Raw genomic sequence first — 20,147 nt, forward strand, 5'->3', positions numbered from 1 at the left:
ATTCGCTCCGCCCTTACTTGAACATCACCTTGGATACGGATCCGATCGGCACTTCGACCTGGCCGAAATCCGACTCACCCTTAAAGCTGCCGCTGACGGCGGGCGTAAACTCCCCGTTCTTGCCGTTGATCAACGTCACCGTCATGGCCGGCGCAGTCTTGTCGGCCCCGGGCTTGATCTCAATCTGCTTGATCTGATCGAACTTGATATTGACCGTCGCCGTGCCGCGCTTGGCCGGCAGATGCCGTAACTCATGCGGGACGAACGAAGTCTCACTCATTTTTTCTTCCCAATAGAAGATGCCGTTCTTGAGCTCGGTCTCGACTCCCTGCTGGTCGGTCACGGCGATGGTGAAGGACTTCTCCGCCTTTCCATCGGCGGCGAACACACCCGGCGCCCAGAGCATGAGCGCCAATCCCACCAACCCGAACAGCCCCATCCGTCCCACCCGCTGATTCACCTGCGTCCTCATGACTCCTCCCCTTGCTCCTGCAGAATGCTGAAAAAGTCCACCAGCTTCGTTCTCGCAGCGCTCAGAGGCCCACCGTGCGGGAACAGGACGCTTCGCCCCTTCGCTTGCTGCGGCCTTGCTGAACGGCCTTTGTGAGCATTCTGCGAATGATTCCATCGTGGTCGTCGCGCTTCAGATAACGACGGCTACGGCTATTGAACGATCCCTGAGTAGTTCCACAACCTGCTAGAAAATTGCACATCGGACCGCGCTAGGGTGTCACCACGCGCGACAATTGCCCTTGTTGTACGATAACTCTGTTATGCGGAAAGGCATGTTCGGTCCAGCCCAACGCCACCGTTCCACTGTCGTGGATGGCCACGGTCGGATGCTCGGCCTTGGAGCCGCGGCTCAAGGTCTGCATCGGGCCGAATGTCTGCCCGCGATCGTCAGAAACCCGCATGACCACCCGCTTCCGCACCCCCGTCACTTCCTCCCACACCACCACGACCCGGCCATCCGGATGGACGGCCATGTGAAGATTGTCCGGCAGAGAGGTTGTGGCATTGTGTAGCGCCACCGGCGCGGAAAACGTCGCGCCCTGATCGTCCGATGTTGAAATGAACAGGCGCGGCTGTTCGTCCTTGCCCTCGGTGTACCACCCGATGTAGAGGCGTCCCCGGCCATCGAATGCGATCGAGGGGCCCCGATGGGGACAGGCGTCAAAGACCCATCCGTCCCGACTGACGACGGTCGGCGGAGAAAAGGTCCGGCCCTGGTCGGTCGAACGCGCAACCACAATGTCCCGCACATTGCCCTCGAAGGTCTTGCGCCAGGCGACCCACAACGACCCATCAGGCGCCTGCGCGAGCATCGGACGACAACAGGGACAGGCCATCCCGTCGAGAACGAGATTCTTGCCGACCGTGGCGCCATGGCCCTGGGAGCACGCGAACATGATGCCCGCCCCGCTCCGGTCCTTGTTCCGTCCATCCAGCCATGCGACATAGACCTCGCCATTATTTCCGGCAATCACATGCTCGAAGGTATGCGAGATGGCCAAGCCATCGTCATTGACCTGCACCGGCGGCTGAACAGGCATGCCCCCCGCGTCCAATCGCGCGAGGCGGAGATCCGACGCAAATAGTGCTCCGGGGGTCTTATTGGCAGAGGACCAGGTGACGAACTGCTCTCCGTCACCACCTATGGCGAAACCCGGTGATTGATGCACGGCTTCCGGCCCGGCACCCGGCGGATTGACGGACACCTGGGCGATCGCCGGATGATCAGCGGGAATAGCTGCCGTCTTCACCTCCCCCTGCACTCCGTTTTTTTCGATCCAGGCCGCATGCAAGAGGCCGTCGCGCTGAAACCGAAGTGTGGGGGGGGAAAGCGCCGCCGTGGACTGGACGAGTGTAAGCGGCACCCCAAGCATCGTGACAGACTGGGATTCATTGCGGGCAGAGGCTCCGCTGCTGAAGCCGACGAGGGCCAGCAGGGTCGCAGCACCACACACGGCAACGCCGATCTCACGCACAGGGACCATCACAGTGTCCTCGTATTCCGACGATCTGAAAGAAGGAATGCACCCACAGCATGCGAGACACCTCGCCGAACTGTTTCCTCAGGCCCTGCGACAGTGAGTCGCGGAGCGAGACAGGCACAACGGAGACTTGGATTAGGCAAACAGGGGTGGAGCGCGGGGACGACTCGGAGCGAGTAACTGAGGCAAGAGCACGGTGTCAGAGCGGAACGAAGCGTCACCGGCCACGGTGAACAGGTGCGTCGAGTGAACAGGGGTCACCACATGCACCCCGGCCGTCGCACACATCCAGGCACAAATGCCTGACCCATGCATCCCGGCATCGTGATGCGCAGCATGGTGAAGTTCGTGCGCGACCGCGCTCCCGGTCGTCACCGCCAATAAGGCAATGACGGCGAATGCGACCACCCAGACGATGCTTCTAAAACGGGAACTTCGCATAAGAAAAAGCCCAAAATCTGGCCCGCATGCTAACAAACTGACCGACGGAGCGTCAACGCAACTTTTAGCCCCCAAGGGCCATTCGGCCGGGGCCGGTTACGGTCCGCCCATGCCGATGATGCGCTCGACCCGCTCGTCACGGCCGCCGAGGTCCCGATAGCGCCGGTATTGCGCCAGCGCCCGCCCCATGTCCTTACGATGGAGCTCGTAAAAGACCCCGAGGTTGTAGTGAGCCTCCGCCGATTGAGGTTTGAGGGCTACCGCTCGTTCGTGCTCCTTCTCCGCCTCCTCCAGCCGGTTCAAGCTGGTGTAGACCATGCCCAGATTCAAGTGCGCTTCCGCATATTCGGGACGATACCGGATCACTTCCAGGAATTCCCGCTCCGCCTCGGCCAGCAGGCCCTGACTCCGATAGACAAACCCCAGGTTGTAATGGGCATCGACCAGGTCGGCCTTGACCGCAATGGCTTCCTTGAATGCGGCGGCGGCGGCGTTGAGGTCGTTGCCGCGCTCGGCCAGTCGCCCGAGGAGATACCAGGCATCCGCATGCCCGGGGTTCGCCTGAGTGAGACGGGACAAATACTCGCGAGCCAGCTTGAGGTCTCCCTGACTGTCATAGAGACTCGCCAAATGATACAGGGCATCGGCATGGTCCGGACGCACCCGCAGGAGGGACTGATACATCTTCAAGGCATTCGCACGATCATGCCGTGCTTCATAGAGGCGCGCCAGATCCAGATGGGCTTCTTCATTTCCGGGTGCGATATCCAGCGCCTGCCGCAACACCCCCTCCGCGTCGCTGCCGCGTCCTTGCGCCAGATACACATCGGCGAGATCGTTCAGAATCTCCGCGGAAGCCGGCCCCAATTTCAGCGACTGCTTGTAGGCCTGAATCGCCTCGTCGGGGTTGCGCTTACTCTGAAAATACACCAGCCCCAACACATGGTAGGCCTCGGCCAGCTTGGGATTCTGTGCCAAGGCTTTCTTCAATGCCTCGATCGCGCCGTCGGCATTGCCTTCACGAAACAACGTGACGCCCCGCTCGTAACTGCGCCGCGCTGAGTCGGACGACGCGGATGAAGCGGCCGATACTTCGACGGGTGATACGAAAACAACCAGGTAGAAGAGCGGAACGCTCGTGATGAGACTGAGAGAGAAGATGGCCCCTTGCCGCATCGAAGTCCGCAGTGGAATCCGTGGGTGACCTTCGCCTAAACAGCCGGCGAAGCGGTGAGCCCCACTATAGATCGCAGCGCATGCGAAAGCAACGAGAGGAGCACCGTCGGCTCCGTTCATTGCAAGGCAGTTGAGACCTCCGGCGCTGTTTGGGTAGGATTCCCCTATGGATTCCTGTATACTCCGCCGCCGAGCCCATGCTCAAAGGGTGAGTCTCGCCCGTGAGAAGGTTCATGTGAATAAAGGTACGTCTGCATGTTGACCCAAGTCCTGAACATCATTTTCGGAAGCAAAAACGACCGCGAGATCAAAGCGTTGCGCCCGATCGTCGAGCGTATCAACGGACTCGAATCCAGCCTCACGCCCTTGTCCGACCAGGCATTGGCCGAGAAGACGCAAGAGTTCAAGAAGCGTCTCGAAGACGGAGAAACGCTGGAAGATATTCTGCCCGAAGCGTTCGCCGTGTGCCGGGAGATGTCCCGCCGCCGCTTGAATATGCGGCATTTCGACGTGCAGCTCATCGGCGGCATGATTCTGAATAAAGGCCGGATCGCCGAAATGAAGACCGGTGAGGGGAAAACTCTGGTCGCTACCCTCCCGCTCTATCTCAATGCGCTGGAAGGCAAAGGCGCCCACCTGGTCACCGTCAACGATTACCTGGCCAAACGCGACGCCCAATGGATGGCACAGCTCTATCACGCGCTCGGCCTCTCCGTCGGCATCATCCAGCACGATGCGTCCTTTTTGTATGATCCGACCTATGAAGCGTCGGACAAGCGCCTGCAGCACCTGCGGCCCTGCACCAGGCATGAGGCCTATCGCGCCGAGATCACTTACGGCACCAACAACGAATACGGGTTCGATTACCTGCGCGACAACCTGATCGTCAGCGATTTGAGCCAATGCGTCCAGCGGCCGCTGAACTTCGCCATCGTGGACGAAGTGGACAGCATTCTGATCGACGAAGCGCGCACGCCATTGATCATCTCCGGTCCCACCGATCAAACGACCGATCTGTACTATCGCATCAATTCGATCATCCCGCAGCTCAAGGCGGAGCACGACTATACGATCGAAGAGAAGACTAAAACCGCCTCGCTCACGGAAGAGGGCAACGTCCGTGTGGAGAAACTGCTGGGCGTGGACAATCTCTACGACCTGCAGCACATGGACCTGGTCCACCACGTCGTCAAGGCGCTCCAGGCCTATTCGCTCTATAAGCGCGATGTCGATTATGTGGTCAAGGACGGCGAAGTCATCATTGTCGATGAGTTTACCGGCCGGTTGATGCCGGGCCGCCGGTGGAGCGACGGGTTACACCAGGCCGTGGAAGCCAAAGAAGGCGTCAAGATCGCCAACGAGAACCAAACCCTGGCCTCCGTCACGTTCCAGAACTACTTCCGCATGTACAAGAAGCTGGCCGGCATGACGGGTACGGCCGATACGGAAGCCGGAGAGTTCGCCAAGATCTACAATCTGGATGTCAACGTCGTGCCGACCAACCGGTCCATGGTCCGCAAGGATTACGCCGACGTCGTCTTCCGCACGGAAAAAGAAAAGTTCACGGCGATCGTCGAGGAAATCAAGGACTGCAACCAGCGTGGGCAGCCGGTCCTGGTCGGCACCGTCTCCATTGAAAAATCCGAGCGGCTATCGGGCTACCTGAGTCGAAACGGCGTGAAGCACAATGTCCTGAACGCCAAATTCCACGAGAAAGAAGCGGAGATCATCGCGCAAGCGGGACGCAAGGGCGCCGTCACCATCGCCACCAACATGGCGGGCCGCGGCACCGACATTCTCCTGGGCGGCAACGCCGACTTCCTGTTCAAACGCATCCTGTACCAGGACGAAAACCTGACGGACGAGCGCAAACAGGAAATTTACAGCGAAATCAAGGCCGATTGCGAAAAGGACAAGCAGGAAGTGGTCGTCGCCGGCGGCCTGCACATCCTCGGCACCGAGCGGCACGAAAGCCGCCGCATCGACAACCAGCTTCGCGGCCGGGCCGGCCGTCAGGGCGATCCCGGCTCCTCGCGCTTCTATCTGTCGCTCGAAGACGATCTGATGCGCATTTTCGCCTCCGAGCGCGTGTCCCAGCTGATGCTCAAGCTCGGCATGGAAGAAGGCGTGCCGATCGAACACGGAATGGTCACCAGAGCGATCGCCAACGCGCAGAAAAAAGTCGAGGCGCATAACTTCGAAATCCGCAAACAGCTCCTCGAATACGACGACGTGATGAACAAGCAGCGGGAAGTGATCTATCAGCACCGCCATGCCGTGCTGGCCGGTGAACACATCCAGCAGGACATTCACGACATGATGCGGGACATCGTGAACAACTTCGTGGAGACCTACTGCCCGGCCGATCAATACCAGGAAGAATGGGACTTCAACGGCCTCGGGGAGGCCCTGCAGGGCCAGTTCGCTCTCGACATCACACAAGGCAAGGGCAGCGTCGCCGATCATTTCAAAGACGTCGGCCGGGATGCGCTGATCGAGGACATTCAGAACCAGGTCCGGAAAGCCTACGACCACAAAGAACAGGAACTCGGCTCCGAGCTGATGCGGTATCTTGAAAAGATGCTGCTGCTCCAGGTGATCGACCACCACTGGAAAGATCACTTGCTGGGGATGGACCATCTACGGGACGGCATCGGCCTGCGCGGGTATGGGCAGAAGGACCCGCTGATCGAGTACAAGCGCGAAGGATTCGACATGTTCTCGTCCATGATGGACCGGATCAAGTCGGATGTGCTTGAGCGGATGTTCCGCGTCCAGGCCGTGCGGGGCGAGCAACCGCCCCCTCCCGCACCCGAGCCGACCCCGCCGCCGCGCATGGTGCTCAATCGCAGCGACGAACCAGTCACGCAAACGGTCCAGAGCCAGGCGGACAAGACCGGTCGCAACGATCCCTGCCCCTGCGGGAGCGGGAAAAAATTCAAGAAGTGCCACGGGGCGTAGCAGGGGACAGACCATCTCCTTCCACTCACGGCATATCGAGCAAACACTCCGCCGAACATCGAGATTCTCCTGCCGGATCGGGTCTTTTCGCCTTGACTTGCCGTTGAGGCAGCGGCTAATCTAACCCCCTCTTTTCCCTAGAGAATCCGGTAGAAGTGCTGTTTCCAGCGATGGCGCGTGAAACGGGAGGCGACTACCGACAAGGGTGGTGTCACTTTGAGCACTGGGCATCCACAACTCCTGGCGGAAATCAGGGCTGAAATCGCAGCCACTGGTCCGATTCCGTTCGCCCGCTTCATGGACCTCGCCCTGTATCATCCGCAGTACGGCTACTATGTTCGGCCCGTCGACGATCCCGCCAAGGAACGCATCGGATGGTCGGGCGATTTTTATACGAGTGCCGACGTGCATCCGATCCTCGGCCAGGCATTAGCCAGACAGGCGCAACAGCTCGATGCTCTGCTCGGGCATCCGGACCCCTTCACCGTGGTGGAGATGGGAGCGGGCAAGGGACTGTTGGCGCGGGATTTCCTGGCCGCTTGCCGGAACGCGCCCGAGAACCTCGGCGAACGTCTTCGGTACATCCTGATCGAGCGCAGCGCCGCGATGCGCACCCAGCAGCAACACAATCTGGCTCCCTGGGTGGGACAGGCCGGGCGCGTGGCCTGGCTCGACCGTCTGGACGATCTGCCGCCGAACAGCGTCACCGGACTCTTTTTTTCGAATGAGCTCGTCGATGCCTTTCCTGTTCATCGCCTCGTGGTGGTGGACGGCCGGCCGCAGGAAATCTATGTCGACTCGCGCGACGATCGATTCAGCGAAGTCTACCGCCCCCTCTCCAATGCACTTGCCGCCTACCTGCGAGAGGGCGGGATCAGCTTACCGGACGGCTATCGGGCGGAAATCAATCTCGACGCAGTCCACTGGATGACGCAGGTGGCGCAGGTGATGGCGCGCGGCGCCGTGCTGACGATCGACTACGGCCACACCGCCGAAGACCTCTATGGCCCGGACCGCAAGAACGGCACGTTCCTCTGCTACTACCACCAGACCACCTCCGAGGATGCGTACGACCGGGTGGGAGAGCAGGACATGACCGCCCACGTGGACTTCACCGCCCTGGCGCAAACGGGACAACAGGCCGGATTGGACGTCACCGGATTTACGAACCAGATGAGTTTCTTGATCGGTTTGGGCGCCGAACAATTGCTGGAATCGCTCCAGCCGGAATCGCCTGAGTTTTACGCGGCGATACACCTGCTGCGACCGGACGGCATGGGTCGCACATTCAAAGTGCTGATACAGCACAAGGGCATGGCCAAGCCCGAATTGGACGGACTGAAATTCCAGCCGTTCTTCGGATCGATTTTGACGGCGCGCTCGGCTGCATGACAGGAACAGGGATGGGCATGATCGTGGCAACCGTCGTTTTACGTTTCGCCTTTCACGACTCACGGATGAACCATGGGTAGCGAAGCCGCACCGCTGAACTACATCCCGATCCTGATTTTTATCGTGATCGCGTTTGCGTTCGGCGCCGTCCAGATTCTCCTGGGACGCATCGTTCGTCCGAGCCGTCCCTATCGCGCCAAACTCGCGCCGTACGAGAGCGGCAGCCCCTTGTTCTCCGACGCCCGTGTGCAGTTCCCGATCCGGTATTACATCATTGCGATGCTGTTCGTGATCTTCGATATCGAAATCGTCTTCATGTTTCCCTGGGCCGTGGCGTTCAAGAAGTTGGGGCTGGTGGGGCTCGTCGAAATGGTCGTGTTTATCGCCATTCTGATCGTCGGGTTCTGGTACGCCTGGAAAAAGGGAGCGCTCGAATGGGACTAACGGCCGTAAAACGAGAGAAGTTAAACGTGCATAGTGCGGACAATGCTCTGCCGTCCTTCCTTTCACGTTTCACCTTTTACGTTTCGCAAGGTCATATATGAGCTTTTTAGAGCGGCAACTGGATGCAAATATTCTGACGACGAATCTGGACGCCTTCGTCGGATGGGCGCGGAAATCGTCGTTATGGCCGATGACGTTCGGGCTGGCCTGTTGCGCCATCGAAATGATCGCCAGCGTGTCGTCGCGCTACGACATCGATCGCTTCGGCGCCGGCGTGTTCCGTGCGTCGCCGCGCCAGTCCGACTTGATGATCGTAGCCGGCACGGTGTCGCGCAAGATGGCCCCGGTCATCCGCCGCATCTACGATCAGATGGCCGAACCCCGGTATGTGATTTCCATGGGCTCCTGCGCGACCTCCGGCAATCACTACAATAGTTACGCCGTCGTGCAGGGGGTAGACCAGATCGTACCGGTCGATGTGTATATCGCCGGCTGTCCGCCGCGTCCTGAAGCGCTGCTGGACGGGTTGTTGAAATTGCAGGAAAAGATTCAGCGCGAAAAGATCTTCGTCAAGTAAATCGACACCGAACCGTACGTGCCGAGGCACATGCAACCGCTGCTTGAACGACTCATGACCACCTTTCCCGACGCCGTCCGCGGCGTGGAGGTGGATACCGCCCGAAACGAGATCACGGCCCGCGTGGCCGCCGCTCGAATCGTCGATGTCGCGCGGTGGCTGCACGACACGCCGGAGGCGTCCTTCGACCATATCACCGACATCTGTTCGGTGGACTACCCCAACGACCCGGAACGGTTTGAGGTGGTCTATCAGCTCCTCTCACTGGCTCATCGCCGGCGCATCCGCTTAAAGGCGCGCGTCACCGAAGACGCGCCGCAGATCGCCTCGGTGACCGGCATCTGGAAGGGCGCCGAGTTCATGGAGCGTGAGGTCTACGACCTGATGGGCATCACCTTCGTCGGCCATCCCGATCTTCGGCGCATTCTTCTGCCGGAGGATTACGAAGAGGGCCATCCCCTGCGGAAGGATTTCCCGGCTGAAGGACGCGGCTGGCGCAGCTCGTTCCCGTTCATTCCTCGCCTGGACGAAGCTCCTGAAGAACAAACAGAAGGGGAAGTTCCGGAACGGGAGAAGCAGGCCTACCTCGTCGCCGAACACCAGGGCGGCACACGTCGCCGTGAAGAATTGCTGCTGAACATGGGCCCGCAACACCCCAGTACCCACGGCGTGCTCAGAGTGGTGCTGGAACTGGACGGTGAACGGATCGTGAAGGCCACGCCGGACCTCGGTTATTTACATCGCGGCGTCGAAAAGCTGGCGGAAGGCCTCCACTACATGCAGGTCATCCCGCATACCGACCGGCTCGATTATGTCTGCGCGATGACGAACAACTATGCCTACGTCCGCGCCGTGGAGAAGCTGCTCGACATCACCGTGCCGGAACGGGCGGAATACGTCCGCACCATCGTCGCCGAGATGCAGCGCATCATCGGCCACCTCTTCTGGCTCGGCACCCAGGCCCTCGACATCGGCGCCATGACCGTCTTCTTCTGGACGTTTCGCGAACGCGAAGTGCTCTTGGACATGTTCGAAAAGCTCTGCGGCGCGCGGCTCACGTTGAATTACTATCGCATCGGCGGGGTAGACAGCGATTTTACCCCGGATCTCGTGGTCCGACTGAAAGCGTTCCTGCAGACCTTTCCCGAGAAGGTCAATGAATACAACCAACTGCTCATGTCCAACCGGATCTGGGTCGGGCGGACCAAAGACATCGCCGTGATTTCCGCGGAAGATGCGATCAATTTCGGGCTCACCGGGCCGACGCTCCGAGGATCGGGCGTCGACTACGATGTGCGCAAATACGAGCCCTACGGTGTGTACGACAAGGTGGAATGGGAAGTGCCGGTCGGCAAACGCGGCGACACCTACGATCGCTACTGGGTACGCATGGAGGAAATGCGGCAGAGCGCGCGGATCATCGCCCAATGCCTCGACCAGATGCCGGAGGGACCGATCATGGCGGACGTGCCGCATGTGATTCCCCCGCCCAAGGCGAAGGTCATGCGCGACATGGAGAGCCTGATTCACCACTTTATTATTTTCACGCAGGGGTTCAAGCCGCCCAAAGGCGAAACCTATTGCGGCACCGAAGCGCCCAAAGGAGAGCTCGGGTTCTTTCTCGTCAGCGACGGAAGCCCGCGGCCTTACCGGTTGAAGATTCGCGCCCCCTCGTTCATTCACATGGGCGCATTCGACCACATGGCCCGCGGCTACCTGATCTCGGACATCATCACCATCTTCGGAACCTACGACATCGTGATGGGAGAATGTGATAGATGAGAGTCGCAAACCAGATGTTCGCTGTGCTCGCGCAACGCGCGCCTCAGAAGGCCTCGTTGGACGCGCGCACGTTGGAACACCATGGCTCGCTCCTTGGGTAGAAAAGATATGTTGAAGGATAAATACAAAAACGAAATAGACGACATCCTGGCTCGTTATCCGGTGAAACGGTCGGCATTGCTGCCTCTGCTGTACATGGCGCAGCGGGAACAGGGCTACGTCACCGAGGCGGCGATGCAGGAAATCGCCGGGATCTTGAGGCTGACTCCACCGCAGGTGTACGAGACGGCCACGTTTTATACGATGCTGAATCTGAAGCCGGTGGGGAAATTCCACCTGCAGGTCTGCAAGTCGCTCATGTGCGCGCTGGTCGGCTCGGATACGGTCATCGGCTGGATCAGCGCAAAACTCGGCATCAAGCCGGGCGAAACGACCCCGGACAAACTCTTCACCTTGAGTATCGTGGAATGTCTGGCGGCATGCGGAACCGGCCCGATGATGCAGGTGAACGACGACTATTACGAGCGGCTGACGGAAGAGAAGCTGGATCGCATTCTGGCCGACTTGCGGCAGACCGGCACCTGTTCGCTGAAGACCGGCCCCTTCATGTGGCCGGAACCGGCGAATACCGTGAAACGTGAGGCGTAAAACGTGAGACGACGCAACACTATACCGGGCCTCAACCTTTCACCTTTCACTTTTTTCGTTTCCCGCTGAAGCTATGTCGAAGTACGAACCCATTCTGCTGAAGAACATGCTGCAACCCGGCTATGCGGGTTCGCTGGCGGAGTATGAACGCGCCGGCGGTTACCAGGCCATCCGGAAGGTGCTGGGCAAGATCACCCCTGCGGAAGTAACCGCGGTGGTGATGAAGTCCGGCTTGCGCGGGCGCGGCGGCGCCGGTTTCCCGACCGGAGTCAAATGGGGATTCCTGCCCAAGGACTACCAGGGCCCGCGTTACCTCTGCTGCAACGCCGATGAAAGCGAACCGGGCACCTTTAAAGATCGGCAGCTCATCGAACGTGACCCGCACCAATTGCTCGAAGGCATGTTGCTCGCCTGCTACGCCATCGGCGCGGCCAGCTCCTACATCTATATTCGCGGGGAATTCGTCCTGGGGGCCAAGATTCTCGAACAGGCCATCAACGAGGCGCGCGCCGCCGGATATGTCGGCAAGAATATTTTCGGCTCGAACACCACGATCGACATCTGGGTGCATCGGGGAGCCGGCGCGTATATTTGCGGTGAAGAAACGGCGCTCCTGGAATCGCTCGAAGGCAAGCGCGGCCTTCCGCGCGTCAAGCCGCCGTTCCCCGCCACGCACGGGCTCTACAACAAACCGACCGTCGTGAACAATGTGGAAACCCTGGCTAATCTACCGCACATTCTGAATCGCGGCGCCGAATGGTTTGCCTCGATCGGATCACCCCCGAAGAGCACCGGCACCAGAGTCTTCTGCGTCAGCGGGCATGTCGCGAGGCCCGGCAATTACGAAGTGCCCATGGGCATCACCTTTCGCGAACTGATCTACGAACAGGCCGGCGGGATGCGGTCGGACAAGAAATTGAAGGCCTTCATTCCCGGAGGCGCCTCCGCGCCCTTTCTGACGCCCGATCACCTCGACGTGAAGCTGGATTTCGAATCCGTCGCATTGGCCGGGTCCATGCTGGGGTCGGGCGGTGTGACGGTCATGGAAGAAGGCACCGACATGGTGTGGGCTGCCCTGCGGCTGATGGAGTTTTTCTATCACGAGTCCTGCGGCAAGTGCAGTCCCTGCCGCGAAGGCAGCTCCTGGCTCGTGCAGATCATGCGCCGGATCGTCAACAAGCGGGGCCAGATGTCGGACCTTGAAACCCTGACCGACCTGTGTAAAAACATTGCCGGTCGAACGGTCTGCGCCTTCGGCGATGCCGAGGTGTCGCCGATCCTGAGCACGCTCAAACATTGGCGGCATGAGTATGTCGCCATGATCCACGCGGCCGAGGCGGCAAACTTAATACGGCCGGAACCGGCGGGAGCCAAACATTGACGTATCTCGCGAAGCGTCTCTCGTCGTTCGAGAATATTGACAACGAGGCGGGCGACGGCTTCCCACCGTTCACGGCGTTTCACGTTTCACGTTTCACGAATGACGGCCAGTATGCCTGATCAAAAACCAGAAACAGTCCGGCTCACCATCGACGGCACCACGGTCGCGGTTCCCAAGGGAACCCTGGTGATCGAAGCCGCGCGACGCGTCGGGGTGATGATTCCGCATTTTTGTTACCACCCCAAGCTGAAACCGGACGCGAATTGCCGGATGTGTTTGGTCGAAGTCGAGAAGATGCCGAAGCTCCAGACCGCCTGCAGCACGCCGGTCGCCGAAGGCATGGCCGTGCGCACCGCCACCACCACGGTGGACGACGCCCACAAGTCGGTTCTGGAATTCATCCTGGCTAACCATCCACTGGATTGTCCGGTCTGCGACCAGGGCGGGAAATGCGACCTCCAGGATTTCTCGCATCAATACACTCCGACGACCAGCCGGTTTACCGAAACCAAACGCATCTTCCAGAAAGAGTACTTCAGCCCCCTCATCGAAACGCAAATGAACCGCTGCGTGCAGTGTTTGCGCTGCGTCCGGTATTGCGATGAAATCATGGACGTGAAGGCGCTAGCTCCGGTGGGGCGCGGCACCATGACCGAGATCAAACACTTCGGTCCGCATGAGCTCGATTGCGAATTCTGCGGCGGCTGTATTCAGATCTGTCCGGTCGGCGCCATTACGAGCCGGCTCTCCATGTATGAGTATCGGCCCTGGATGCTCAAGCGGGCCGACACGATCTGCACCTTCTGCGGCGATGGCTGCCGGATCACTGTGCAGACCAAGGGCAATGAACTGATCGAGGTGAATTCCGCACACGGAGCCGGACGGAATAACGGCGACCTCTGTGCCCGGGGCTTCTTCGGCTTCCATGCCAGCAGCCACGCCGACCGCCTCACCCATCCGCTGATCCGCCGCGAAGGCAGGTTGGTCGAAGCCACCTGGGAAGACGCGCTGGAATATGTCGCCGAACAGGCGCTCCGCCTGAAGCTGGCGCACGGCGCGGATGCGTTCGGCGGACTCATCAGCTCCCGTTGCACCAACGAAGACCTCTACGTGTTCCAAAAGTTCATGCGCCAGGTGATCGGCACCAACCGGATCGACAGCAGCGCGCGGTATGGGCACCTCAATGGAGTGCAGGCGCTCCGACGCGTGCAGGGAACCCATCGCTGGACCATCACGTTTGAAGACATCGTCGCCGCAAACGCATTGCTCCTGGTCGGCACGAACATCACCGAAACCAGCCCGATCACCGGCCTCAAGGTGAAGGAAGCCGTCAAGAAACGGCAGGCCGGTCTCATTACGATGGAAGCCTTGCAGCCGGCCATCGATACCCTGAGCAACATCACGAATCTGGCCCTGCAGCACTTCCCGACGCATCCCGCGCAATTCGGCAATACCGTGTTAGGCCTCATCAAGGCCGTCATCGAAGGGAATCTGGTCGATGCCACCCTCGCGCAGCAGGCACCGGCCTTCGTGCAGCGGCTGACCTCCGCCCTACAGGGCATCTCATGGGAAAACCTGGAGGCCGCTACCGGTCAGACCCGCACACAGTGGACGGAGACTGCGAAAATCCTGGCTGGAGCCAACCGGCTCGTCATCCTGGTCGGCAACGGTGTGCTACGCCATCCGGGCGGAGACGCGACGGTCACGAATCTCCTGGATCTGCTGATTTTGCTCGGAAAACTCGACAAGCCCGGCTGCGGACTCGGCCCGCTCGCCGAAGAAAACAATGATCAAGGTGCCGTGGAGATGGGTGCAGTTGCCGAATTTATTCCCGGGCCCGCTCCGCTTAACGACCAGCCGGTCCGCGATCGCATCGCGACAGTGTGGCGAGAAGAATTGCCGCGCACTCCGGGTGCCTCGCTCACCGAGATGCTTGCCGCCGCCAACAAGGGCGCGCTCAAGGCCCTGTTCGTGGTCGGAGAAAACCCGGTCGGCACCCTGCCTGCCGCGGCCCAGGCCAAGGAAGCCCTCGGAAAGCTGGACCTGTTGGTCTGTCAGGAACTGTTCCTCACCGAGACGGCGGCGATGGCCCATGTGGTGCTCCCCGCCTGTTCTTATATGGAAAAGGACGGCACCTTCACAAATTCCGAAGGCCATGTTCAGGGGGTTCGACAAGCGATCAATCCCGTGGGCGACAGCCGCCCGGACTGGGAAATGTTCTCGGCACTCTCTGTTCTGATGGGCTCACCGCTTGAATATGGCGATGCGCGGGAGATCCTGAAAGAGATTCGGACGGTCATCCCCGGGTATGGCCTGTTAGGACCGACTCCGACACCACCCAAACTGGATCAGGCGATCCTGAGCCGTTACCTGACAGAAGGCTTTGCAGGCGATGCGGCGACACGGTATGCCGTGAGCCAGCCCAGACAGACCGGCGACAGCCCGTTTACCCTGATGTTCGTGCAAACACTGTTTCACTCCGGGAAACTGTCCACACGCTCCAAAGGACTCCTCCAATTGCAGCAGGAAGGGTTCCTCTCCATTAATCCGGCGGATGCCGCCAGGTTAGGGCTGGCGGACGGCGGGCAGGTGAAGGTCTCGAACTCACGCGGCGCCATCACCACACCGGTGAAGATTCGCGAACGGGTGCCGGCCGGCCTGTTGTGGTTCCCCGAGCATTTCGACGGCGAGGCCAAACAGCTCGCTGAATGGACGATTGATCCCCGGACTCAAATCCCCTATTTTAAGCTCGCGCACGTGTCTCTCGCGAAGGTCTCGTAGGACGGGACGAGGAGTATTGCTGTTATGGAAATCGGATTACGACTGGCGGTGTCGTTAGCTCAAATCGCCGCGGTAATGGGAGTGGTGATGCTGACCGTCATGGTCCTCACCCTCGCAGAACGGAAAGTCCTCGGCTGGATGCAGGATCGCATGGGCCCGATGGAAGTCGGCCCCTACGGGGTGCTGCAACCGATCGCCGACGGACTCAAACTGTTCTTCAAAGAAGACATCATCCCGGCGGGAGCTAATAAGTTCCTGTTTACCCTTGCCCCGATCCTGGCCCTGGTGCCGGCCATGATCGGGTTTGCGGTCATTCCCTTCGGCCCGAGCATGACCATCGAACTGTTCGGGATGCAGATCAAGCCGTTCGTGATCAGCGACATCAACATCGGCATTCTGTACATCCTGGCCTTTGCCTCGATCGGCGCGTACGGCATCATTCTGGGTGGCTGGTCCTCGAACAGTAAATACTCCCTCCTCGGCGGACTCCGCTCTGCCGCGCAGGTGATCAGCTACGAATTGTGCGTTGGCCTGGCGATCGTCGGAGTCATTCTCCTGTCCGGCTCGCTCAGCCTGGTGAAGATCACGGAAGCGCAGGCCGGCGGGTTCTGGAACTGGTTCGTCATCGCCATGCCCTTCCCGCAGATTTTCGCCTTCGTGGTCTACGTCATTTCAGCGGTCGCTGAAACGAACCGGGTGCCGTTCGACCTGCCGGAGGCGGAGAGCGAACTCGTCGCGGGATTTTTCACCGAATACAGCGGCATGCGCTTCGCCTTCTTCTTCATCGCGGAATACGCCAACATGATCCTGGTGTCCTGCGTCGCGGCGGCGCTCTTCCTCGGTGGATGGAACGCGCCCTACCCGGGCACCATCCTGGGACACCTCGGGCTGGACAGCCTGGCCTGGATTGAAAATGTCGTGTGGTTTGCCGCGAAGGTCTACTTCTTCCTATTCCTGTTCTTCTGGCTGCGGGCGACGCTGCCCCGCCTGCGGTATGACCAATTGATGCGCTTCGGCTGGAAAGTGATGCTCCCGATCGCGCTGGGCAATATCGTCCTGACGGCCATTGCCACCTATTTCTTCCCGCGGTAACGGAGCGAAATGAACGTCGCCGTCACAACGCAACCCAAGCGGAAACCGTCGTTCAGCGACTGGCTGAAGACGCTGACCTTCTATGAGCTCCTGGTGGGCATGAAGGCGACACTGACGCATCTGCTCAACTACAAACCGATTACGCTCCAATACCCGCATGAGAAGCGGCTGCTGCCCGACAACTACCGGGGTATGCTGGCCCTGCTGCGGTATGACGACGGGACGGAAAAATGCGTGGGCTGCGACCTGTGCGAAGCGGCCTGTCCCTCGCGGGTCATCCGGGTCGTCAGCGGCGAAGTCCCCGGGGAACCGACCAAACGGTATTCGAAGGAATACTACATGGATATGACGCGCTGTCTGTTCTGCGGCCTCTGCGTCGACGCCTGTCCCGTGGATGCCCTGGGCATGACTCGCGAGTTTGAATGGGCCGTCTACGATAAGCGCCAGCTGCATCTCAACAAGCAACAACTGCTTGCCATCGGCGACCGTTCGTTTCCCGTCCGGGAAAAACGCCTCGAGCTGCAGCATCCGAACGTGGCGTTTTTCAACGTCACCTTCAAGCATCTCCCGCAAAAGGAGAACTAGGCCACCCGCCTCGTCCTCCGTGCTGGCCCCCCACACCGAGACGACCGAGGCGGAACAGGCTGCCACCGGGCAGGGCGCAAGGGCAACAAGGGGGAAGGACCTTCAGCTGATTCGGAAGAGACGACGGACGCATGGACCACATTTTCTTCTTCTATTTCGCCGCAGTCATCGTAGCCACCTCTCTGCTGGTGGTCGCCTTGCGAAATCCGGTCTACAGCGCGTTGTCCCTGCTGATCATGTTTTTTCATGTGGCGGGGCTCTACGTGACCCTGCATGCGGAGTTCCTGGCAGCGGTGCAGATCGTCGTCTATGCCGGCGCGATCCTGGTGCTCTACCTCTTCGTGGTCATGCTGCTGAGCATCAAGTCGGAGGAGCGCTACCATAACCAGCTCCCGGTGGCGGGATTGCTCGGGGTCATGTTGTGCACCGAAGTGATCCTGCTGTTCATCAAGTCGCAGACCGGCGGGATGGCTCCGGCAGCTGCAGCCGATCCCGTCGCAGGACCAGGCAATACGGAAATGATCGGGGAAGCCTTGTACTCGACCTATTTGTTCCCCTTCGAGGTCGCGTCGTTGATCCTGCTGGTGGCCATGATCGGGGCCATCATCCTGGCGAAGAAAGACATCAATGAACCCGTGCAGTAACAACCGGTAATCCCATGGCTGTACCCTTATCCTACTATCTGATCCTGAGCGGGTTCGTGTTTCTCACCGGTGTTGTAGGCGTGTTGATCCGGCGTAACATCATCGTGATTCTGCTGTCGGTCGAATTGATGCTGAATGCCACGAATATCAATTTCGTGGCCTTTTCCGAATACTTTCACAATGTGGCGGGGCAGGTGTTCGTCTTTTTCGCGTTGACCGTGGCCGCGGCTGAAGTGGCCGTGGGCCTGGCCATCATCATTGCCCTGCACCGGTCGCATTCATCCATTTACGTCGACGACCTGAACCTATTGAAACGTTAGACCGACTACGCCGACCATGCTCTATGCGTTGATTCCATTTCTGCCGTTGTTCGCCTTTCTGATCGTCGGTATCGGCGAACAGTGGATCAAGGACCGTGCGCACCTGGTAGCGGTTCCGGCCATGGTGGGCTCGTTTCTGCTTTCGCTCCTGGCGTTGCATGACGTGGCCACAGGCCAGGCCATCAACGTGCCCCTCTACACCTGGTTGACCTCCGGCAACCTGGACATTCACATCGGGATTTCCATCGATCGCCTCACCGCCGTCATGTTGATTCTGGTCACCACCGTCAGCACGCTGGTGCACATCTATACGATCGGCTACATGCATGGCGAACCGGGCTACGCCCGTTTCTTTGCCTATATCGCCCTGTTTACCTTCTCCATGCTCATGCTGGTGATGGCGGACAATCTGCTGCAACTGTTCGTGTTCTGGGAGGCGGTGGGACTCTGCTCCTACCTGCTGATCGGCCACTGGTACGACCGGGCGAGCGCCTGCGCCGCCGCCACAAAGGCGTTCCTGGTCAATCGCGTCGGCGACTTCGGCTTCATCCTCGGCCTGTTCCTCGTCTGGTACTCCTTCGGCTCGCTCGATTACGCCACGGTATTCGCGCACGCGCAGGACCTGGCCTCCAAGACCACGAATATTCTCGGGCCGTTCGGCGGCAGCTGGGATGTCTCGGTCATGACCATGATCTGCCTCCTGCTCTTTACCGGAGCGGTGGGGAAATCCGCGCAGGTCCCGCTGCACGTCTGGCTCCCCGATGCCATGGAAGGGCCGACGCCGATCTCGGCCTTGATCCACGCCGCTACCATGGTCACCGCCGGCGTCTTCATGGTCGCGCGTCTCTCGCCGCTCTATAACCTGTCTCCCACAGCCATGACCGTCGTGGCGCTGGTCGGCGGGCTGACCATGATGCTGGGCGCCACCATCGCCCTGACCCAGACCGACATCAAACGCGTGGTGGCCTATTCGACGATGAGCCAGCTCGGCTATATGGTGATGGCCTGCGGTTTGGGCGCCTACAGCGCCGGCATGTACCACCTGCTCACCCACGGCGCCTTCAAAGCGCTCCTGTTCCTCGGTTGCGGGTCGGTCATCATCGCCTTGCACCACGAGCAGGACATGCGTCACATGGGCGGCCTGAAAGATACACTCCCGGTCACCTATTGGACGTTCCTGGTGGGGTCACTTGCGCTGGCGGGGTTTCCGCTCACCGCCGGGTTCTTCAGCAAGGACGACCTGCTGGTCTCTTCCTGGTCATCCGGTCCCTTGGGCCAGGTGCTGACGATCTGTGGGCTGCTGACGGCAGGATTGACCGCCTTCTATAGTTTCCGTCTAGTCTTTGTCACCTTCTGGGGGAAATCCCGCGTCGATCCGCATCACGCAGGCCATGTCCACGAGCCCTCGACCACGATGACCGCTCCCCTTCTGGTACTGGCTGTCCTGAGCATCGTTGCCGGGTATCTGGGCATTCCAGCGTTCCTGGAACCGGTCTTCCATGGGGACGGGGCAGCCGCGCATCACGAAGGATCAGTCGCCTACGGGATCATGGCAGTCGCCACGTTGATGGGGCTCACGGGAATCGGCGCGGCCTATTATCTGTATGTGCTGAATCCCGGCTTGCCGGACCGGCTCGCGCAGCAGTGGCGCGCAGCCTATGAGTTGTCGCTTCACAAGTGGTATATCGATGAAGCCTACGACCGCTCGCTGGTCCGCCCAACCCTATCGGCGGCGCAGGGGCTCTGGAAACATGTCGATGTCGCGATTATTGACGGAGCGGTCAACGGAGTCGCTCGCGCCATTGCCTGGGGCGGCTGGCTCATCCGCCTGACACAGAGCGGACAGACGCAGCATTACGCGCTCGGTATGACGCTGGGCGCCGTGGTCATCCTAACGGTCTATTTGCTGTTCTAGTAGCACGAGAAACT

General features: G+C 60.0%; 17 protein-coding genes. 13 read left to right on the top strand and 4 right to left on the bottom strand.

Going from position 1 to position 20,147, the window contains the following annotated elements; all coding sequences use genetic code 11:
- Positions 1-13 precede the first annotated feature (13 nt).
- The 4 genes from H8K11_14135 to H8K11_14150 form a co-directional block, all read right to left on the bottom strand.
- Positions 14-472 (bottom strand): hypothetical protein, encoded by a 459-nt coding sequence (locus tag H8K11_14135; protein MCS6264890.1) that lies wholly within the window; start codon positions 470-472, stop codon positions 14-16.
- Between the two features lie 250 nt (positions 473-722).
- Complete coding sequence (locus tag H8K11_14140; protein MCS6264891.1) at positions 723-1,997, bottom strand: hypothetical protein; 1,275 nt, start codon at positions 1,995-1,997, stop codon at positions 723-725.
- A 132-nt stretch (positions 1,998-2,129) separates the two neighbouring features.
- Entirely contained in the window at positions 2,130-2,402 is a 273-nt protein-coding gene (locus tag H8K11_14145) for a hypothetical protein (GenBank protein MCS6264892.1), read from the bottom strand.
- 129 nt (positions 2,403-2,531) lie between these two features.
- Positions 2,532-3,611 carry a tetratricopeptide repeat protein gene (locus H8K11_14150; protein ID MCS6264893.1) on the bottom strand — a complete coding sequence of 360 codons (1,080 nt, stop codon included), beginning with the start codon at positions 3,609-3,611 and terminating at the stop codon, positions 2,532-2,534.
- Between the two features lie 255 nt (positions 3,612-3,866).
- Between H8K11_14150 and secA the strand changes: the two genes are divergently transcribed.
- From secA to nuoL, 13 genes are all read left to right on the top strand, one after another.
- On the top strand, positions 3,867-6,572 hold the full coding sequence (gene secA / locus H8K11_14155) for a preprotein translocase subunit SecA (protein MCS6264894.1): 2,706 nt from the start codon (positions 3,867-3,869) through the stop codon (positions 6,570-6,572).
- 216 nt (positions 6,573-6,788) lie between these two features.
- Positions 6,789-7,964 (top strand): SAM-dependent methyltransferase, encoded by a 1,176-nt coding sequence (locus H8K11_14160; protein ID MCS6264895.1) that lies wholly within the window; start codon positions 6,789-6,791, stop codon positions 7,962-7,964.
- Positions 7,965-8,036: 72 nt separating this feature from the next.
- Entirely contained in the window at positions 8,037-8,408 is a 372-nt protein-coding gene (ndhC, locus tag H8K11_14165; GenBank protein MCS6264896.1) for an NADH-quinone oxidoreductase subunit A, read from the top strand.
- A gap of 97 nt (positions 8,409-8,505) precedes the next feature.
- Positions 8,506-8,985 (top strand): NADH-quinone oxidoreductase subunit B, encoded by a 480-nt coding sequence (locus H8K11_14170; GenBank protein ID MCS6264897.1) that lies wholly within the window; start codon positions 8,506-8,508, stop codon positions 8,983-8,985.
- A gap of 30 nt (positions 8,986-9,015) precedes the next feature.
- Positions 9,016-10,767: an NADH-quinone oxidoreductase subunit D gene (locus tag H8K11_14175; protein ID MCS6264898.1), complete on the top strand. Its 1,752-nt coding sequence runs from the start codon at positions 9,016-9,018 to the stop codon at positions 10,765-10,767.
- 108 nt (positions 10,768-10,875) lie between these two features.
- On the top strand, positions 10,876-11,415 hold the full coding sequence (gene nuoE / locus H8K11_14180) for an NADH-quinone oxidoreductase subunit NuoE (protein MCS6264899.1): 540 nt from the start codon (positions 10,876-10,878) through the stop codon (positions 11,413-11,415).
- Between the two features lie 73 nt (positions 11,416-11,488).
- Complete coding sequence (nuoF, locus tag H8K11_14185; protein MCS6264900.1) at positions 11,489-12,796, top strand: NADH-quinone oxidoreductase subunit NuoF; 1,308 nt, start codon at positions 11,489-11,491, stop codon at positions 12,794-12,796.
- A gap of 111 nt (positions 12,797-12,907) precedes the next feature.
- Positions 12,908-15,577, top strand: coding sequence for an NADH-quinone oxidoreductase subunit NuoG (gene nuoG / locus H8K11_14190; protein MCS6264901.1), 2,670 nt, complete (start codon positions 12,908-12,910; stop codon positions 15,575-15,577).
- Positions 15,578-15,601: 24 nt separating this feature from the next.
- Positions 15,602-16,669, top strand: coding sequence for an NADH-quinone oxidoreductase subunit NuoH (gene nuoH, locus H8K11_14195; GenBank protein ID MCS6264902.1), 1,068 nt, complete (start codon positions 15,602-15,604; stop codon positions 16,667-16,669).
- 9 nt (positions 16,670-16,678) lie between these two features.
- Positions 16,679-17,254, top strand: coding sequence for an NADH-quinone oxidoreductase subunit NuoI (gene nuoI / locus H8K11_14200; GenBank protein MCS6264903.1), 576 nt, complete (start codon positions 16,679-16,681; stop codon positions 17,252-17,254).
- A gap of 131 nt (positions 17,255-17,385) precedes the next feature.
- Positions 17,386-17,898, top strand: coding sequence for an NADH-quinone oxidoreductase subunit J (locus tag H8K11_14205; protein ID MCS6264904.1), 513 nt, complete (start codon positions 17,386-17,388; stop codon positions 17,896-17,898).
- A gap of 14 nt (positions 17,899-17,912) precedes the next feature.
- Positions 17,913-18,218 (top strand): NADH-quinone oxidoreductase subunit NuoK, encoded by a 306-nt coding sequence (nuoK, locus tag H8K11_14210; protein ID MCS6264905.1) that lies wholly within the window; start codon positions 17,913-17,915, stop codon positions 18,216-18,218.
- Between the two features lie 16 nt (positions 18,219-18,234).
- The gene (gene nuoL / locus H8K11_14215; protein ID MCS6264906.1) at positions 18,235-20,133 is read left to right on the top strand and encodes an NADH-quinone oxidoreductase subunit L; all 1,899 of its coding nucleotides are present in this window, start codon (positions 18,235-18,237) and stop codon (positions 20,131-20,133) included.
- The last annotated feature ends 14 nt before the right edge of the window (positions 20,134-20,147 follow it).

Source organism: Nitrospira sp. (assembly GCA_024998565.1).
GTDB lineage: Bacteria > Nitrospirota > Nitrospiria > Nitrospirales > Nitrospiraceae > Nitrospira_A.

Bases quoted from the DNA above. Each gene is read 5' to 3' on its own strand.
- H8K11_14135 (MCS6264890.1), bottom strand. From the start codon at position 472: ATGAGGACGCAGGTGAATCAGCGGGTGGGACGGATGGGGCTGTTCGGG.
- H8K11_14140 (MCS6264891.1), bottom strand. From the start codon at position 1,997: ATGGTCCCTGTGCGTGAGATCGGCGTTGCCGTGTGTGGTGCTGCGACC.
- H8K11_14150 (MCS6264893.1), bottom strand. From the start codon at position 3,611: ATGCGGCAAGGGGCCATCTTCTCTCTCAGTCTCATCACGAGCGTTCCG.
- secA (MCS6264894.1), top strand. From the start codon at position 3,867: ATGTTGACCCAAGTCCTGAACATCATTTTCGGAAGCAAAAACGACCGC.
- ndhC (MCS6264896.1), top strand. From the start codon at position 8,037: ATGGGTAGCGAAGCCGCACCGCTGAACTACATCCCGATCCTGATTTTT.
- H8K11_14170 (MCS6264897.1), top strand. From the start codon at position 8,506: ATGAGCTTTTTAGAGCGGCAACTGGATGCAAATATTCTGACGACGAAT.
- H8K11_14175 (MCS6264898.1), top strand. From the start codon at position 9,016: ATGCAACCGCTGCTTGAACGACTCATGACCACCTTTCCCGACGCCGTC.
- nuoE (MCS6264899.1), top strand. From the start codon at position 10,876: ATGTTGAAGGATAAATACAAAAACGAAATAGACGACATCCTGGCTCGT.
- nuoF (MCS6264900.1), top strand. From the start codon at position 11,489: ATGTCGAAGTACGAACCCATTCTGCTGAAGAACATGCTGCAACCCGGC.
- nuoG (MCS6264901.1), top strand. From the start codon at position 12,908: ATGCCTGATCAAAAACCAGAAACAGTCCGGCTCACCATCGACGGCACC.
- nuoH (MCS6264902.1), top strand. From the start codon at position 15,602: ATGGAAATCGGATTACGACTGGCGGTGTCGTTAGCTCAAATCGCCGCG.
- nuoI (MCS6264903.1), top strand. From the start codon at position 16,679: ATGAACGTCGCCGTCACAACGCAACCCAAGCGGAAACCGTCGTTCAGC.
- H8K11_14205 (MCS6264904.1), top strand. From the start codon at position 17,386: ATGGACCACATTTTCTTCTTCTATTTCGCCGCAGTCATCGTAGCCACC.
- nuoK (MCS6264905.1), top strand. From the start codon at position 17,913: ATGGCTGTACCCTTATCCTACTATCTGATCCTGAGCGGGTTCGTGTTT.
- nuoL (MCS6264906.1), top strand. From the start codon at position 18,235: ATGCTCTATGCGTTGATTCCATTTCTGCCGTTGTTCGCCTTTCTGATC.